This is a genomic window from Salipiger sp. IMCC34102 (assembly GCF_004145405.1).
GTDB lineage: Bacteria > Pseudomonadota > Alphaproteobacteria > Rhodobacterales > Rhodobacteraceae > Loktanella.
In genome coordinates this window covers 57,285-73,318 of sequence record NZ_SELQ01000004.1, presented here as the reverse complement: position 1 = coordinate 73,318, position 16,034 = coordinate 57,285, and the positions used below count along the sequence as shown (strand labels likewise).

Here is a 16,034-nt window from a genome sequence, read left to right as displayed (position 1 = left end):
CGGTGTCACGTCGGGTTGTCGATCCGCACGGTATAGCGCACCGCGCCCCGCACGGGCCGGGTGAAGTTGAACCGCACCGACCGTCCGGAACTGCCGAAGGAGGTTTCGACCCAGGGTGTCTCGCTCACCTCCGCGCCGGACCCGGTCCGTACCGCCTGCACCATCGCGAAGCCGTCCACCGTTCGCGCCCGCCCCAGGAACGGAAGCATCGGTGCGGTATTCGACACCCAACTTGACGAAGCTGACCCTTGGGTATGGATCAGCGACGCGGGATTGTAGCACGGCTCCTCCACGCCGTTGAACGCATTGCCCGAAATCTCGATCAAGCGCATCCGCGAGTAATCCAGATCGGCGAAACTCGTGTCGACGTCTTCGATCCGGTCGATGGTCCCGTTGATCGTGCGAAACACGTTCCCGGTCATCGAGAACCCCTGGATGAAATGCCCCGGCCCGTAAGGCTTGACCCGGACGAACACGAAACTCGACCCCGACGCGATCGAGATGAAATGATTGCCCGTGACCGTCAGCCCACCGAAGGAGAACTGGTTGGCGAAACGCGGCTCCGATTCGTACTCGTTGGTCCACTCGATCCAGCCGTTGTCGATGTAGTTGCCCGTTACCACCGACCGGCAGTTGGGCGTGGCGAAGATGAGCCCCGCGACCCGGACCCCGTCGCGAATGCCGTCGCCGTTGAACCAATGATTGCCGACGATGGTCCCGCCGCCGCCGCCGATCACGCCGAAATGCTTGAACAGCGCGCAGCGGTTGTCCCGGATCTTCACGTCCTCCGCGTTGGAGTTGAAGCCGATGGTGGTGCGGTCCTGCACCCTCAGGTTCTGCTCGTTCGAGGCGAAATTGCAGCGGTCGATCATCATCCCCTGGCAACCGCGCCCGTGAGAGGTGATCCCGCGATCCTTGGGCCTGGTGATGAAGCAGTCACGCACGTGGAAGATGAGGCCCGCCGGCGCCAGAAGGATCCCGCTCGCCTTGCCCGCGCACTGGAACTCGATATCGTCCAGCACGAACTGCTTGAGATCGTCGTAGCCCGAGAAATCGAGCAGATACTTGAACCGGGTGAACCCGAATGTCTGCCGCCCCGCGGCATCGTAGAGCGGCTGGCTCAGGTCCAGCGTCCGGTTGCCCACGTTCCGCGCGGTCACGTAAACCTCGCGGCCGACGCCCGAACCGGTCACCAGCGATCCCACGGGAATGTTGGCCACGTTGTCGACGTTGGTCAGCCGCTGGTCGTCCGTTAGGGAATAGTTCGCCCCCGAGGTCACGCTCGTCGTGTCCCAGTTGGTGTTGTTCGCGGGCTGGAACTGGCCATTGCGCACCACGCGCCGGGTCGCGTAGATCGTGCGCCCCGGATCGCAGGCCTGCATGTCCAGCGGTTCGGTCAGCGTCACGCGGATCCCGCACATGTCGAGCGATTCGTGATCCGAGAAGTTCAGCAGCGCCTGATAGGCTTTGCGAAAGGCCTGCTCCTCGTCCCCGAAGGCCTCCATATAAAGCCGCAGGTCGAATCCGTTCTCGAGGATCAGCCGCTTGTCGTCGGGCTGCGTCACCCGGCCCTCGAACCGGATCTTGGATTTGATCGAGACATCCTGCGCAAGACGGAACGTGCCGTCGGGAACCAGGATCTCGCGCCCGTCGGCCGCGGCATCCGCCGCCTCGAAGGCCGCGGAATCGTCCGTAGTGCCGTCCCCCCTGGCCCCGTAATCGACCACGTCGACCATCGAGATCAGCTCCCGCAGGAAGACGAGCGTGTAATCCTCGATCACGATATCATCGACGCGGACCAGCCCGCCCGATGGCCCGACAAGATCGATCCCGAAGTGCCCGTAAACGGGATCCTGCCAGACCAGGTCGACCCCTGTGCGGTCCCCCGGCCCCACGATGGCCGAAATCTCGACCACCTCACCATAGGTCGTAAGCTGCGTCTGCGGCCCGACCTTGGTCGGCACATCCGCCTCGCCGCCCCCCGGCAGCCCGGGATAGCCCGAGATCCGCACCGCCGGCAGCGGCCCCGCGATCGCCTTCACCCGCGCCGTGATCCGCAGGTAGGTGTCGGGCAGCAGGGGCGTCTCGCCCATGTATCGAACGCGCTGGACGGTTTGGGTCTTCTGCACCTCCAGGCTGCCGCCGAAATCCGGGTCGGAGGGCACGAAGACCCCCGAGCCGCTGGTCGCGTAGGTGTCCGATCCGGGTGTTCCATCGCCGCTCGACCAGACCGACAGGCCGGCGCCGAACGGCAGCGGCTGAAATACGATTCCATCGGTGATTGCTTTGTTCATTGCCTATCCCTCGCTTGGCCGGACCGGTCCGGGTGTCGCGAAGGGGGATAGGCGTCAGAAGTTAAGCGCGCCCGGGACCGCCGCCCGGTGACGGCGCAACACGGCTTACACGCCCACGTCGGGCAGAGGCAGAAGCTGCACGCCGTCGATCAGCCAGCTGTCCCCCTCGGGAATCATCGCGTATTCCAGCATGTGCAACCGACCCGTCGCATCCTGGATCATGACCTGCTGGTAGGTGCGGCCGCCTTCGGTCCGGGTCGCCACGAACCGGGCCGATGAGTTGTCCCAGACCATGGGATAGCCCTTCTCGACCATCCGGCCGAAGTTGCCGGGCCCGCCGAACAGGCGCTGGATCATCGGGCTCGCGTACTGCCAGGCGGCCCCCACGTCGCGCCCGCGAAAGGCATCGAGCTGCGCGCCGATCACGGCCTCGATCCCTTGCGATTGCACCTGCGCAGGCGGCTCCGCGGCCTCCTGCGCCAGGACAGGCGCACAGGTCAGGCAGGCCGCCGCGGCAAGGGTCAGGATACGCATCGCAGATCTCCCCATGTGAGTGTCTCACACGAATATACGCGAACCCTGCCCGAAGGGTTTCACCTCACCCGGTCGCGAGATCCCCGCGCAGCGCCGCCTCGATCAGGGCGATCGTCTCGTCGATGCCGTAAAGGGCTATGAACCCACCGAAACGCGGTCCCTGGCTCGCGCCCAGCAGCACCTCGTAAAGCGCGGTGAACCACGCGCGCAGCGGCTCGAAGCCATGCGCCTTGCCGACGGCGAAGACCTCGGACTGCAGACCTTCCGCATCGAGGCCTCCATCCCAGTCACGAAGCCGCTGGGCCAGTTCCTCCAAGGCCGCCCGTTCCCGCGGATCGGGGGCGCGGTAGACCTTCTGCGGCTTCACGAAGTCGTTGTAGTACTGGACCGCGAATCCCGCCGCGCGGTCCATCTGCGGATGGGTCTCGGCGGTCGCCTCAGGGGCGTAGCGCCGGATGAAGCCCCACAAGGTCTCCTTGTCCTCGGCCCCAGAGACGCTGGCCAGGTTCAGCAATATCGAGAACGACACGACCATGTCCGACGACGGCACGTCGTGACCGTGAATGTGGAACACCGGGTTGTTAAGCCGGGCAGTCTCGTCCTGATCGGCGTAGGCGCGCAACTGCTGATGATACTCGTCCACCGCCTTGGGGATCACGTCGAAATGCATCCGCTTGGCGGTCTTCGGCTTGAGGTACATGAAGTAGCTCAACGTCTCCGTCGCCGCATAGGTCAGCCATTCGTCGATGGTCAGCCCGTTGCCGGAGGTCTTCGAGATCTTGTGCCCCTGGTCGTCGAGGAACAGCTCGTAGGTGAAATGCTCCGGCGGACGCCCGCCCAGCACCTTGCAGATCCCGTCGTAGATCGGCGTGTTGGCGGCATGGTCCTTGCCGTACATCTCGAAATCGACGCCCAGTGCGGCCCAGCGCGCGCCGAAATCCGGCTTCCATTGCAGCTTCACGTTGCCTCCCGTCACCGGCACGGTCACGTCGGTGCCGTCCTCGTCCTCGAAGGTGATCCGCCCGTCCTTGGTGACCTCCTTCATCGGCACGTAAAGCACCCGCCCCGTCGAAGGGCTGATCGGCAGGAAGATGGAATAGGTCTCGCGCCGTTCGTCGCGCAGGGACTTCAGCATGATCGCCATGATGTCGTCGTAGCGCTCCGCCGCGCGCAGCAGGATCTCGTCCATCCGGCCGCCGCGATAGTAATCGGTCGCGCTCGCGAACTCGTACTCGAACCCGAACGTGTCGAGGAAGTTGTTCAGCCGGGCATTCATATGCGCGCCGAAACTGCCATGCGTGCCGAAGGGATCGGGCACCGATGTCAGGGGGCGCTGCAGGTAGGGCTCCAGTGCCTTGGGATCGGGGACATTGCCGGGTATCTTGCGCATCCCGTCCATGTCGTCGGAAAAGCACAGAAGTTTCGTCGGAATGTCGCTGATCACCTCGAAGGCGCGGCGGATCATCGTCGTGCGTCCAACCTCGCCGAAGGTGCCGATATGCGGCAGGCCGGAGGGACCGTAACCCGTCTCGAACAGCACGTAGCCCTTCTCGGGGTCCTTCTTCTCGTAGCGTTTGAGAACCCGGCGTGCCTCTTCGAACGGCCAGGCCTTCGATGTCATCGCGGCGTCGCGCAGGGTGCTCATGCTCAGTCTCTCTTCGGTTTGCGGGGTCGGGAACTCGTGCCCTCCTATTGCGCGGTGCCGCAGCCGTCAATAAATGCAAATGACCTGCCCCAAGTCGATCGAGCTCGCCCATGTCCGAAGATACCATGACCGCCCAGGATGCCCTCGTGGCCCTGATGATCGCCGTATCGGTCTCGGACGCCGATATCCGGACCTCGGAATTGATCAAGATCAACAGCGTGATCAACAACCTGCCGGTCTTCGCAGGCTTCGATTCAGAACGTCTGCCGCGGGTGACGCAGACCGTCTTCGATCTTCTGGACCAGGACGACGGGCTGGAGGCCATGTTCGGCCTGATCCGCGAAACCCTGCCCGAGCGCCTTTTCGAGACGGCCTACGCCCTCTCCTGCGAGGTCGCGGCCGCCAACGGCTCCATCGGGCCGATCGAGGGGCGGATGCTCGAAGAGGTGCGCGACGAGCTGTCCATCGACCGTTTGCATGCCGCCGCCATCGAACGCGGCGCCCGCGCCCGTCACATGACGCTCACCTGACCGCCCCCCTCAAAGGCAACATCGAAACTCCCGGAAACGAAAAAGGCCCGGACGCGATGTCCGGGCCTGCTCATTTCACGACTGACGAAATCAGTTGTTGTTGAGCTCTTCTTCAGCCGCTTCTTCCTCGGGGGACTCGACGTCGATGGTGGGAACTTCGACGGTTTCTGTACCGGTTTCGATGTCACCGGTCTCGACATCCGCTTCGGGCATCTGGCCACCCTCGACGCTCACGTCCACGTCCGGCAGTTCGCCTTCCTGGGTCTGTTCGACGTCGACGAAGAAAAAGAGGAAGTAAACGATCACGGCCACGACGATGACGGCGATGATTGCGAGAAGTGCGCGCATGGGTAGTCCTTACTGTTACGGCATAAGCCTTGCTTCGCGTCTAAACGCTGTTAGCCGCGCGCCGGTTCCATCACTATCCAACATTTTATCGTGGCCGCTTTTCGAGGCTATCCGCCTATGTCCCCCAGCACGAGCCAGCGTTGAACCAGCTTCTGCTGCAACCGCTTCGCACGCCCGTTGAACCCGGCGGTCCCTGCGGGCCGTTCGTCGAGCGATTGCTTGGACACCTCGCGCGCCGCGGGATCGTAGTTGAAGATCGCGAACGCCATCACGCGCCCCTCCCCGGAGATCGCATACCCCGCCAGCGCCGAGACGAAATTCAACGTCCCCGTCTTTGCCCGCGCGCTGCCCGGAAAGTTCGGTATCTGCCGGCGCGCATCGTCCACGATCGCGACCCCGCGCATGACCGGCTCCAGCACCGCGCGCACGCCGTCCGCCGACAAAAGCGTCGCCATTTCCGCCGCGGCGATGCGGTTCTGATCGCTCAGACCCGAATGATCCAAAAACCGCGGCGCGATCCCGGCCCGCCGCCCGGCCCATTCGGCCATGGTCGCGGCGGAGGACCGCAGATCCTGCGCGGCCCCCTCCTGCGCCGCCGTCGCGGCCATGCCCAGCGCCTCGGCCGTCAGGTTGGTGGAATAGCGCAGCATCCCGCGGACGATCTCGACCAGCACCTCGCTGTCGTGGCGGGCCAGTTCTTCCCCCTCGGGCGCCTCGTCCTCCACCACGACACTCGGCAAGGTCAGGCCTGCGTCTTCCGCAAGGGCTGCGAAGACCTCGCCCGCGTAGGCCGCGGGGAACCGCACCGGCAGCCAGCGCGAGCCGGCGTTCCCCAAGGCACCGCGCGCCACGGTCCACTGGTCGACGCCGTTGCCCTCGCTGTAGGTATAGACCGGGGTGGACCGGTCCACGATCTCGACCGTGGCCATCGTCACCGCGGGCCGAACCGTCTCGCTGCGGCCGTCCATGGTGACGGTATATCCGCTGCCCGACCGCTCCCAGCCGAAATAGACCCGGTTGTAGTTCAGGTTCAGACCGCCCAGCGAGGGGTTGTAGCCCAACTGATCCAGCTGGCCGGGCTCGATCTCCTTGACGCCGGGAATGACGCCGCCCCAGGCGACGAACCGCCCGGTGATCCCGGTGATCCCTTGCGCGCGCAGATCGGCGATCAGACCGACGAGGTCATCGGTCGCCAGCGTCGGATCGCCGCCGCCCGCCAGGATCAGGTCGCCCTGCACGATGCCGTCCTCGACCGGCCCCGTCGCCAGCACGCGGGTCGAGAACCGGTGATCCGCGCCGAGTGTCTCCAGCGCATAAAGGGCGGTCACCGCCTTGGTCACGCTGGCAGGGGGGCGCTGCACGTCGGCCTCGACCCGCTCCAGAAACCCGCGTCCGTCCACGTCGCGGATGGCGAAGCCGGTCTGGCCGTCCAGCCCCGCTTCGCGGATCAGGTCGGCCGCCGTCGTGCGCAGCGCGGGCCGCGCGTCGAGCGCGCTCTGCGCTGCGCTGACGCTGCCCGGTCGCGGCACGGGGCGCAACGTGCTGCTGGGACCGCCGAGAGCCGCCCCCGCACCACTTGCGAACAGCCCGGCAAGCAGGGCACGGCGGGTCAATCGTGTGGGGTGAAGTGCTGTCATGCCGAAGTCCTACTTGCCTTTGCAGCCCGCTGGCAACGCGGACCCGCTCACAGATGCGATATCCCGCCGGATCGGATCGCCGTCGACGACAGGGCCACCATCGGCATGTTCAGGAAACACCAGGCCGGCGCCGGGGTGCGCGCCAGGACCGGCGCCCGGTCCTCGCCCAGTTGCGCCGCGCGGAACACGCGCGCCGCCATGCCCGTCCGGGCCGAGATCCGGTCCCCCGGCCGCGCCAGGACGCCGATCGGCACGCGGCACATGATCCATCGCCAATCCTGCCAACGATGGAACTGCGTCAGGTTGTCGGCCCCCATCAGCCAGGTGAACCGCACGCCCGGATAGCGTGCGGTCAGTGCCCGCAGCGTCTGCGCGGTGTAGCGCGTGCCCAGGTCCGTCTCGATCCCCGTCACCTGCACCCTGGGATGCCGCATCAGCCCCCGCGCCGCCGCCAGCCGGTCCTCCAGCGGGGCCGGTCCCCGCGCCTTCAGGGGATTGCCCGGGCTGACCAGCCACCACACCCAGTCGAGCCGGAAACGCGCCAGCGCCTGTTCGGTCAGATGCACGTGACCCGCGTGGGCCGGATCGAAGGACCCCCCCAGCAGCCCCACCGTCTGCCCCGCCCGTGCGACAGGCCAACCTTGCATCCGCGCTCCCCCTTCGTTCGGCGCGATAAACCCTCAAACCGGCCGCGGGTGCAACCCGACACGATTGCCCCGCGCCCCGCGCGAGGATAAGAGAGCCGAAACTCCCTTCCTTCAGACGGTGCACCCCATGGCCAGCTATCAGTTCGTTTACTTCATGGACGGCGTGTCCAAGACCTACCCCGGCGGCAAGAAGGTGTTCGAGAACATCCGCCTGAATTTCCTGCCCGGCGTGAAGATCGGCGTCGTCGGCGTGAACGGCACCGGTAAGTCGACGCTGATGCGCATCATGGCCGGGCAGGACAAGGATTTCAGCGGAGAGGCCTGGGCCGCCGAAGGCGCCAAGGTGGGCTACCTGCCGCAGGAACCCGAGCTCGACGCCGCGCTCAGCGTGCGCGAGAACGTCATGCTGGGCGTGGCCGAGAAGAAGGCCAAGCTCGACCGCTTCAACGAGCTTGCCATGAATTACTCCGACGAGACCGCCGAGGAGATGGCGACCCTCCAGGACGAGATCGACAGCCAGAACCTCTGGGATCTCGACGCCCAGATCGACGTCAGCATGGAGGCGCTGCGCTGCCCCCCCGACGACGCCGACGTGACCACACTCTCGGGCGGTGAAAAGCGCCGCGTGGCGCTCTGCAAGCTGCTTCTCGAAGCACCCGACATGCTGCTGCTCGACGAGCCGACCAACCACCTCGACGCCGAGACCATCGCCTGGCTCCAGCAGCACCTGATCGACTACAAGGGCACGATCCTGATCGTCACCCACGACCGCTACTTCCTCGACGCGATCACCGGCTGGATCCTCGAACTCGACCGCGGGTCCGGCATCCCGCACGAAGGCAACTACTCCTCCTGGCTGGAAGCCAAGGCCAAGCGGCTCGAACGCGAGGCCAAGGAGGACAAGTCCAAGCAGAAGACGCTGGAACGCGAACTCGAATGGATGCGCCAGGGCGCCAAGGCCCGGCAGGCCAAGTCCAAGGCCCGGATCAGCGCCTACAACGACCTTGCCAGCCAGTCCGAACGCGACCAGGTCGGCCGCGCCCAGATCATCATCCCCAACGGCCCGCGCCTGGGCTCCAAGGTGATCGAGGTCGAGAATCTCAAGAAGGGCATGGGCGACAAGCTGCTGGTCGAAGGCCTGTCCTTCGACCTGCCCCCCGGCGGCATCGTCGGCGTCATCGGTCCCAACGGTGCGGGTAAATCGACGCTCTTCTCCATGCTCACCGGCCAGTTGGAACCCGACGAGGGCACCGTTGAATACGGCGACACGGTCAAGCTGTCCTACGTCGATCAAAGCCGCGACGCGCTCGACCCCGACGCCACCGTCTGGGAGGAGATCACCGGCGGGGCCGAGATCATTCCGCTGGGCGACGCGCAGATGAACTCGCGCGCCTATTGCTCGGCCTTCAACTTCAAGGGCGGCGACCAGCAGAAGAAAGTCGGCCTCCTGTCGGGCGGTGAGCGCAACCGCGTCCACATGGCCAAGCTCCTGAAGGACGGCGGCAACGTGCTGCTCCTCGACGAGCCGACCAACGACCTCGACGTCGAGACCCTGCGCGCGCTGGAAGACGCCCTGTCGAACTTCTCCGGCTGTGCGGTCATCATCAGCCACGACCGCTTCTTCCTCGACCGCCTGTGCACCCATATCCTCGCCTTCGAAGGCGACGCCCACGTCGAGTGGTTCCAGGGCAACTTCGAGGACTACGAGGAAGACAAGAAACGCCGCCTCGGCGCCGACGCGATGGAGCCCAAGCGCATGAAGCACAAGAAGTTCACGCGCTAACGCAACGCGCCCCTTCAGGCCGACGGCTGCGCTGATGGCGCCGTCGGCCTGTCGTCCACCCTTCGCATGCCCTTGGCGGAATGGCGCGGAGTGGCGGCATCCCGTCAATTCAATCTTGATTTTAAGTGCCGTATCCCGCATACGGGGTGTGCAGACGTTACCATCCGACCCTCGGTCCTCCCTTCATACGGCGGCCAGCGCTCTCGATGCACTGACTACGCCATCCCGTCGCAATCCTGTGGACGGACACTCATGAAGGAATATCACATGGCCACTGGCACCGTGAAATGGTTCAACGCCACCAAAGGCTTCGGCTTCATCGCTCCCGATGGCGGCTCCAAGGACGTCTTCGTCCACATCTCCGCCGTCGAGCGCTCTGGCCTGAACGGCCTGAACGACGACCAGAAAGTCAGCTTCGACATCGAATCCGGCCGTGACGGTCGCGAATCGGCCGTGAACCTGGCCCTCGTCTAAGCATTCCGAGGCGCGCGCCCGGCGCGCGCCTCACCGCCTGGCCCGGCGTAAAGGGCACCTTCCAAAAACCTGTTGATTTTGATGCGTCGCCCTTCATAGTCGGGGTGCTACGTCACCTTTGCTGCCTTGCTCGCACGATGGACGGGCCAAGCTGCTGCACCCGCGAGCGGCACTGACAACAGGAGAGGAAAACGACATGGCGACAGGCACTGTCAAATGGTTCAACACCACCAAGGGCTACGGTTTCATCGCACCCGACGGCGGTAGCAAGGACGTCTTCGTCCACATCTCGGCGGTCGAACGCTCCGGTCTGACCGGGCTCGCGGACAACCAGAAAGTCAGCTTCGACATCGAGGCCGGGCGCGACGGGCGGGAATCGGCCGTCAATCTGTCGCCCATGAACTAGGGCTCGAGCCCTTCCACGAAGTCCAGCAGGACCGGCCCCATCGCCGCCACGATCAGGCTTACGCCCGCGGCGTTGGGATGCACACCGTCCGACTGCAGCAGACGCGACGGATCCTGCCCCTCGGCCTGCAGCGCATCGAACCAATCGGGAATCAGCGGCACGTCGTAGGTCCGGGCAAGATCCCGGTACATGCCGTTGAAGGCCGTCTGGAACTCCGGCCCGTAATTCGCCCCCGCCTCTATTCCGATCAGCAATGCCGGCAGGTCACGTGCCTGCGCCCCCGACAGGATCGCATCGAGGTTCCGGCCTGAAACGGCCGGATCGAGTGCGCGCAGGTAGTCGTTCCCGCCCAGCGCCACGATCAGCCCGTCGACGTCGGGCGTCAGCGTCCAGTCCAGCCGCGACAACCCGCCCGCCGTCGTGTCGCCGGAGACGCCCGCGTTGACCAGCACCACCTCCGCCCCGGCCTCGTCCAGCCAGGCCTGCATCTGCGGCACGAACCCCTGCGCCCGTGGCAGGCCGTAGCCCGCCGTCAGGCTGTCGCCCAGGGCCGCCACCGTCACAGGCTCGGCCCAGCCAGGTGCGGCGATAAACACCAGCGCGCAGGCGTTGCGGAACACCCGCCATGCCCCATATCCAAGGGCTGACCCACCAAGGACCTCCCCCATGCCCCAACCCGTCCTGTCGCTCGCCGACGTTTCGCTGTCGCTCGATGGCAACGCAGGGCCCGTCGACATCCTGCACGACATCTCGCTCGACGTCCGCGCGGGCGAGACGCTGGGGCTGATCGGTCCGAGTGGTTCTGGCAAATCGTCGCTCCTGATGCTGATGGGTGGCCTGGAACAGGCGACCTCCGGAAGGATAACGGCGCTGGACCAGCCCTTGTCCGACATGACAGAGGATCAACTGGCGCGCTTCCGCAGGGACAATATGGGGGTGGTGTTCCAGTCTTTCCACCTGATCCCCACCATGACCGCGCTGGAGAACGTCGCGACGCCCCTGGAACTCGCCGGTCACGCCGACGCCTTCGACCGCGCCCGCGCCGAGCTCGAGACCATGGGCCTCGACCACCGCGCCGACCATTACCCCGCCCAGCTTTCGGGTGGAGAGCAGCAACGCACCGCCCTCGCCCGTGCCTCCGCCCCCCGCCCCAAGATCCTTCTGGCCGACGAGCCGACGGGCAATCTCGACGCCACCACCGGCGGGACGGTGATGGACCTGCTCTTTTCCCTGCGCGACCGGCACGGTGCCACGCTGATCATGGTCACCCATGCGCCGGACCTCGCGGAGCGGTGTGACCGGATCATTCCCTTGCGCGACGGACGCCTCGCATGAGGCTCGCCTTCCGTTTCGCCCGGCGGGAGCTTCGTGGCGGCCTGCGCGGATTTCGCATCTTCCTGGCCTGTCTCGCCCTCGGGGTCGCGGCCATCGCCGCGGTCGGAACGGTGCGCGCGGGCATCACCGCGGGGCTCGCGGAACAGGGGGCCGCGCTTTTGGGCGGCGACGCACAGGCCACCTTGACCTACCGCCGCGCGACAGAGGAAGAACGCGCCTTCTTCGACAGCGTCGCCACGGAGGTATCCGAGACCTACGACTTTCGATCCATGACGGTCGTAGGCGACGAACGCGCGCTGACGCGCATTCGCGCCGTGGACGACCTCTATCCGCTCGTGGGCCAGGTCACGCTCGACCCGCCGATGCCGCTCGCGGAGGCGCTGGCAGGCGACGGCACCTTGCCCGGCGGCGTGATGGAACGGGTCCTTGCCGACCGTCTCGGCCTTTCGCCCGGTGACACGTTCCGCCTCGGCACGCAGGACTTCGTCTTCGCCGCCACGCTCGACAGCTTCCCCGACAACGGCAGCGCGGGCTTCTCGCTGGGTCCGCGCACCATCGTGCTTTCGCGGGACCTGTCGGCCTCGGGCCTGTTGGGCGAAGGCACCCTCTTCGATACCGACTACCGCATGCGACTGCCCCCCGGCACCGATCTCGACGCGCTCGAAACCCGCGCGGAAGATCGCTTCCGCGATACCGGGTTGCGCTGGCGCGACAGCCGCAACGGGGCGGGCGGGACCGCGCGCTTCATCGACCGGATCGGGGCGTTCCTGATATTGCTGGGCCTGTCGGGACTTGCGGTGGGCGGCGTGGGCGTCTCCTCTGCCGTGCGCGCCTACCTGGGCGGCAAGACCGGCACCATCGCGACGCTCAGGACGCTGGGGGCCACGCGTGCCACCATCTTCGCCACCTACTTCCTGCAGATCGGCGTGCTGACCCTTCTGGGGATCGCGCTGGGGCTGATCCTCGGCGCGGGCATCCCGCTTCTGCTGGCGCCCTTCATCGAAGCCGCCCTGCCCATTCCGGCCGATTTCACCCTCGCCCCCGCCCCGCTGATGGAGGCCGCGATCTACGGCCTTCTGGCGGCCCTCATCTTCACCCTCTGGCCCCTCGCCCGGACCGAGCAGATCCGCGCCGCGACCCTCTTTCGCGACGCCTTCGCCAGCGGCAGCGCCCTGCCCCGCTGGCCTTACCTCGCGACCACCGTGGCTCTCGTGGCGCTCCTGCTGGGGCTCGCCATCTGGTTCTCCGGCACGGCCTGGCTCACCTTGTGGACCGCTGGCGGCATTGCGGCAGCCTTCGTCCTTCTCGTGCTCGCCGCCGCCGCGATCCGCTGGATCGCGCGGCGACTGCGCCTTGCCGCGCGGGGGCGTCCCGCGCTGCGCGCGGGCTTGGCCAGCATCGGCGCCCGCGGGGGCGAAAGCACCTCCGTCGTCCTGTCGCTGGGCCTTGGTCTTTCGGTCCTCGCCGCCATCGGCCAGATCGACGGCAACCTGCGCCGCGCCTTCACCGCCGAACTGCCGGAGGTCGCGCCGAGCTACTTCTTCGTCGATATCCAGCCCGACCAGATCGAAGGCTTCAGCGAGATCCTCGCCGACACGCCGGACGTCAGCCGCGTCGACGCGGTCCCGATGCTGCGCGGGGTACTCACACGCATCAACGACCAGCCGGCCGAGGTCTTCGCCGACGGTCACTGGGTCACCAGCGGAGATCGCGGCATCACCTACGCCGCCGCCATGCCCGATGGCACCACCCTGACCGAAGGCGAATGGTGGCCCGCCGATTATACCGGCCCGCCGCAGATCAGCTTCTCGGCCGAGGAAGCCGCCGAGATCGGACTGTCGCTGGGCGATAGCATGACCGTCAACGTCCTGGGCCGCGACATCACCGGCACCGTCACCAGCTTTCGGGAGGTCAGCTGGGAAGACGCGGGCATCGGCTTCGTGCTTGCCATGAACGAAAGCGCGCTGGCAGGCGCGCCGCACAGCTGGATCTCCACCGTCTACACCACGCCGGAGGCGGAGGCCCCGATCCTGCGCGAGATCGCGACCGCCTATCCCAACGTGACCGCGATCCGCATCCGCGATGCCATCGATCAGGTCGCGACCCTGGTGGAAGGCATCACCGCCGCCACCCGATACGGTGCGCTCGCCACGCTGGTCACGGGCTTTCTCGTCCTGATCGGTGCGGCGGCGGCGGGCGAGCGGGCCCGCACATTCGAGGCCGCGGTCCTCAAGACGCTGGGCGCGTCCCGCCGCACCATCCTGACCAGTTTCGCCTTGCGCGCCGGTCTCTTGGGTCTTAGCGCCGGCATCGTCGCCCTCGCCGCCGGGATCCTCGGCGGCTGGGCCGTGCAGAGGTTCATCATGGAGGACACCTTCGTGCCCATCTGGTCCAACGCCATCGGCATCGTGGCGGGCGGCATCGCGATTTCGCTCGCAGCCGGTCTCGCCTTCGCGATCCGCCCCCTGAACGCCCGTCCCGCACGCATCCTGAGGGCGCGCGAATGACCGAACCCAGTTTCTTCGGCTACGGCAGCCTCGTGCACCTGGCGACCCACGCCTATCGTGATCCACGCCCCGCCACCTTGCCCGGATGGCGGCGGATCTGGCGCACCACGACCCTGCGACGCGCCGCCTTCCTGTCGGTCGAGCCGGATTTCGACTGCAGGATCGACGGGATCGTGGCGCAGGTGCCGGATGCGGACTGGACCGCCCTTGACCAGCGCGAGGCGGCCTATACCCGCGTGGACATCTCGGAAACCATCGGCGTGCCCGAATGCGCGGTCTACCGGGTCTCGACCACGGTCCTGGCCAAGCCGGGCGGAGAAGCCCCGATCCTGCGCAGCTACCTCGACACCGTTGCGCAAGGGTTCTTCGACATCTACGGGGAAGAGGGGCTCGCGCGGTTCTTCGCCACGACCACGGGCTGGGGACCGATCGACGACGACCGGGCGGAGCCTGTCTACTCGCGCGTCCAACCCGTCGCCGACAATGTCACGGAGCGGATCGACGGCCACCTCGCCGCGCTGGACGGGGCGGCGCAGGGGCCCGGATAGTCCGCGCCCGCTTCAGAGGCTGGGCTTGCGCTGAAGAAGCGGCATCACCTCGGCCATCTCCGGCCCGCGGGCCTGGCCCGTGATTGCCAGCCGCAGCGGCATGAAAAGCTGCTTGCCCTTGCGGCCGGAAGCCTCCTTCACGGCCCCCGTCCATTCCCCCCAGGTCTGGTCGGTATAGGGCGGCTCGCCCAGCAGACCGAAGGCCTCCTCCACGAAGGCGCGATCCTCCTCGGCCACGACCGCCTCACCGCCGTCCTGGAAGAGCGCCCACCAGGGGGCCACGTCATCGAGCTTGCCGACGTTGCCCTTCACGGCGTTCCAGAAGGCGGGCTGCAGATCGTCGGGGACGCCGGCCGCATCCAGCGTGGGCTTCACGTCGGCGGCCTCCAGCCGGGCCAGATGACGCGCCGTCAGGGGCCAGAGATCCTCGAAGTCGAACTTCGTCGGGGCCGATCCGAAGGTGGAGATGTCGAAGCCCGCGACCACGTCGTCGATCCCGTCGACCAGCACGACCGGCTGGCTGGACCCCAGCTGCGCCATCAGGCTCAGCACCGCCTCGGGGGCGATGCCTTGCGCGCGCAGATCACGCAGCGCAAGCGTGCCCAAACGCTTGGACAGCGCCTCTCCCTGCGGGCCGGTCAGCAGGCTATGGTGCGCGAACCGCGGCACGCTGCCACCCAGCGCCTCGATGATCTGGATCTGCGTGGCGGTGTTGGTCACGTGATCCGACCCGCGCACGATGTCCGTGATCCCCATGTCCACGTCGTCCACGGGCGAGGCGAAGGTGTAGAGGATCTGCCCCGTCTCCTTGATCAGCACGGGGTCGGACACGCTGGTGCAATCGATCGACAGCGGGCCCAGGATCTGGTCGTCCCACTCGACCCGTTCCAGGTTCAGCTTGAAACGCCAGTGCGGGCGGCGCCCCTCGTCGCGGTAGGCCTGCTTCTGCGCTTCGGTCAGGGACAGGGCCGCCCGGTCGTAGACCGGCGGCTTGCCCATGTTGAGCTGCTTCTTGCGCTTGAGGTCCAGTTCCACCGGCGTCTCGAAACACTCGTAGAGCCGCCCGCCCGCGATCAACTGGTCACGCGCCGCGTTGTAACGCTCCAGCCGGTCCGACTGGGCCACGGTGTCGTCCCAGGTGATCCCCAGCCAGGTCAGAACGTCGCGCACGCCTTCCTTGTACTCGGGCTTCGAGCGTTCCTGGTCGGTGTCGTCGATCCGCAGGATGAAGGTCCCGCCGTTCTGCCGCGCGATGGCATAGTTGAAGAGCGCAGCACGCAGGTTGCCGATATGCAGCCAGCCGGTGGGCGACGGGGCGAAGCGGGTGATCGTGGTCATGGGCGTCC

Annotated in this window: 15 protein-coding genes; 7 read left to right on the top strand and 8 right to left on the bottom strand. The window is 66.7% G+C overall.

The genetic code is table 11. The annotated features are described in order from the left end of the window. Positions 1-5: 5 nt before the first annotated feature. The 3 genes from EU805_RS09905 to EU805_RS09895 form a co-directional block, all read right to left on the bottom strand. Positions 6-2,294, bottom strand: coding sequence for a glycosyl hydrolase family 28-related protein (locus EU805_RS09905; protein WP_129763822.1), 2,289 nt, complete (start codon positions 2,292-2,294; stop codon positions 6-8). 105 nt (positions 2,295-2,399) lie between these two features. After that, positions 2,400-2,828, bottom strand: a complete 429-nt coding sequence (locus tag EU805_RS09900) for a DUF4864 domain-containing protein (RefSeq protein WP_129763821.1) — start codon at positions 2,826-2,828, stop codon at positions 2,400-2,402. A gap of 64 nt (positions 2,829-2,892) precedes the next feature. After that, the gene (locus tag EU805_RS09895; protein ID WP_129763820.1) at positions 2,893-4,473 is read right to left on the bottom strand and encodes a lysine--tRNA ligase; all 1,581 of its coding nucleotides are present in this window, start codon (positions 4,471-4,473) and stop codon (positions 2,893-2,895) included. A gap of 110 nt (positions 4,474-4,583) precedes the next feature. Between EU805_RS09895 and EU805_RS09890 the strand changes: the two genes are divergently transcribed. After that, complete coding sequence (locus EU805_RS09890; protein WP_129763818.1) at positions 4,584-5,003, top strand: tellurite resistance TerB family protein; 420 nt, start codon at positions 4,584-4,586, stop codon at positions 5,001-5,003. Positions 5,004-5,093: 90 nt separating this feature from the next. Here the strand turns inward: EU805_RS09890 and EU805_RS09885 are convergent, their stop codons facing one another. From EU805_RS09885 to EU805_RS09875, 3 genes are all read right to left on the bottom strand, one after another. Next, positions 5,094-5,351, bottom strand: a complete 258-nt coding sequence (locus EU805_RS09885; RefSeq protein ID WP_129763817.1) for a hypothetical protein — start codon at positions 5,349-5,351, stop codon at positions 5,094-5,096. Positions 5,352-5,458: 107 nt separating this feature from the next. Continuing rightward, positions 5,459-6,988 (bottom strand): D-alanyl-D-alanine carboxypeptidase/D-alanyl-D-alanine-endopeptidase, encoded by a 1,530-nt coding sequence (dacB, locus tag EU805_RS09880; protein ID WP_129763815.1) that lies wholly within the window; start codon positions 6,986-6,988, stop codon positions 5,459-5,461. A gap of 47 nt (positions 6,989-7,035) precedes the next feature. Then, entirely contained in the window at positions 7,036-7,635 is a 600-nt protein-coding gene (locus EU805_RS09875) for a nicotinate-nucleotide adenylyltransferase (RefSeq protein ID WP_129763814.1), read from the bottom strand. A 127-nt stretch (positions 7,636-7,762) separates the two neighbouring features. On the opposite strand from EU805_RS09875, the gene ettA reads away from it, so the two are divergent. The 3 genes from ettA to EU805_RS09860 all read left to right on the top strand — a co-directional run bounded on the left by ettA (position 7,763) and on the right by EU805_RS09860 (position 10,298). Then, the gene (ettA, locus tag EU805_RS09870; protein WP_129763812.1) at positions 7,763-9,418 is read left to right on the top strand and encodes an energy-dependent translational throttle protein EttA; all 1,656 of its coding nucleotides are present in this window, start codon (positions 7,763-7,765) and stop codon (positions 9,416-9,418) included. Between the two features lie 267 nt (positions 9,419-9,685). Further along, positions 9,686-9,892: a cold-shock protein gene (locus tag EU805_RS09865; protein WP_129763810.1), complete on the top strand. Its 207-nt coding sequence runs from the start codon at positions 9,686-9,688 to the stop codon at positions 9,890-9,892. Positions 9,893-10,088: 196 nt separating this feature from the next. Beyond that, complete coding sequence (locus EU805_RS09860) at positions 10,089-10,298, top strand: cold-shock protein (protein WP_129763809.1); 210 nt, start codon at positions 10,089-10,091, stop codon at positions 10,296-10,298. On the opposite strand, the gene EU805_RS09855 is transcribed toward EU805_RS09860, so the two are convergent. Next, complete coding sequence (locus EU805_RS09855; protein WP_129763808.1) at positions 10,295-10,966, bottom strand: arylesterase; 672 nt, start codon at positions 10,964-10,966, stop codon at positions 10,295-10,297. The genes EU805_RS09860 and EU805_RS09855 overlap by 4 nt on opposite strands. Between EU805_RS09855 and EU805_RS09850 the strand changes: the two genes are divergently transcribed. The 3 genes from EU805_RS09850 to EU805_RS09840 are packed head-to-tail and all read left to right on the top strand — an operon-like array spanning position 10,965 to position 14,688. Further along, the gene (locus EU805_RS09850) at positions 10,965-11,633 is read left to right on the top strand and encodes an ABC transporter ATP-binding protein (protein ID WP_129763807.1); all 669 of its coding nucleotides are present in this window, start codon (positions 10,965-10,967) and stop codon (positions 11,631-11,633) included. The two genes, EU805_RS09855 and EU805_RS09850, sit on opposite strands and share 2 nt — an antisense overlap. Beyond that, positions 11,630-14,140: an ABC transporter permease gene (locus EU805_RS09845; protein ID WP_129763806.1), complete on the top strand. Its 2,511-nt coding sequence runs from the start codon at positions 11,630-11,632 to the stop codon at positions 14,138-14,140. The genes EU805_RS09850 and EU805_RS09845 overlap by 4 nt, the downstream gene beginning before the upstream one ends. After that, complete coding sequence (locus EU805_RS09840) at positions 14,137-14,688, top strand: gamma-glutamylcyclotransferase family protein (RefSeq protein WP_129763805.1); 552 nt, start codon at positions 14,137-14,139, stop codon at positions 14,686-14,688. Before EU805_RS09845 ends, EU805_RS09840 begins: the two co-directional genes overlap by 4 nt. Before the next feature lie 12 nt (positions 14,689-14,700). On the opposite strand, the gene gltX is transcribed toward EU805_RS09840, so the two are convergent. Then, positions 14,701-16,026 carry a glutamate--tRNA ligase gene (gene gltX, locus EU805_RS09835; RefSeq protein ID WP_129763804.1) on the bottom strand — a complete coding sequence of 442 codons (1,326 nt, stop codon included), beginning with the start codon at positions 16,024-16,026 and terminating at the stop codon, positions 14,701-14,703. Between the last annotated feature and the right edge of the window lie 8 nt (positions 16,027-16,034).

Excerpts from the sequence above, each read along its gene's own strand:
- EU805_RS09885 (WP_129763817.1), bottom strand. The coding sequence starts at position 5,351 with ATGCGCGCACTTCTCGCAATCATCGCCGTCATCGTCGTGGCCGTGATC.
- EU805_RS09875 (WP_129763814.1), bottom strand. The coding sequence starts at position 7,635 with ATGCAAGGTTGGCCTGTCGCACGGGCGGGGCAGACGGTGGGGCTGCTG.
- gltX (WP_129763804.1), bottom strand. The coding sequence starts at position 16,026 with ATGACCACGATCACCCGCTTCGCCCCGTCGCCCACCGGCTGGCTGCAT.
- EU805_RS09900 (WP_129763821.1), bottom strand. The coding sequence starts at position 2,828 with ATGCGTATCCTGACCCTTGCCGCGGCGGCCTGCCTGACCTGTGCGCCT.
- EU805_RS09905 (WP_129763822.1), bottom strand. The coding sequence starts at position 2,294 with ATGAACAAAGCAATCACCGATGGAATCGTATTTCAGCCGCTGCCGTTC.
- ettA (WP_129763812.1), top strand. The coding sequence starts at position 7,763 with ATGGCCAGCTATCAGTTCGTTTACTTCATGGACGGCGTGTCCAAGACC.
- EU805_RS09845 (WP_129763806.1), top strand. The coding sequence starts at position 11,630 with ATGAGGCTCGCCTTCCGTTTCGCCCGGCGGGAGCTTCGTGGCGGCCTG.
- EU805_RS09865 (WP_129763810.1), top strand. The coding sequence starts at position 9,686 with ATGGCCACTGGCACCGTGAAATGGTTCAACGCCACCAAAGGCTTCGGC.
- EU805_RS09850 (WP_129763807.1), top strand. The coding sequence starts at position 10,965 with ATGCCCCAACCCGTCCTGTCGCTCGCCGACGTTTCGCTGTCGCTCGAT.
- EU805_RS09860 (WP_129763809.1), top strand. The coding sequence starts at position 10,089 with ATGGCGACAGGCACTGTCAAATGGTTCAACACCACCAAGGGCTACGGT.
- EU805_RS09840 (WP_129763805.1), top strand. The coding sequence starts at position 14,137 with ATGACCGAACCCAGTTTCTTCGGCTACGGCAGCCTCGTGCACCTGGCG.
- EU805_RS09890 (WP_129763818.1), top strand. The coding sequence starts at position 4,584 with ATGTCCGAAGATACCATGACCGCCCAGGATGCCCTCGTGGCCCTGATG.
- dacB (WP_129763815.1), bottom strand. The coding sequence starts at position 6,988 with ATGACAGCACTTCACCCCACACGATTGACCCGCCGTGCCCTGCTTGCC.
- EU805_RS09855 (WP_129763808.1), bottom strand. The coding sequence starts at position 10,966 with ATGGGGGAGGTCCTTGGTGGGTCAGCCCTTGGATATGGGGCATGGCGG.
- EU805_RS09895 (WP_129763820.1), bottom strand. The coding sequence starts at position 4,473 with ATGAGCACCCTGCGCGACGCCGCGATGACATCGAAGGCCTGGCCGTTC.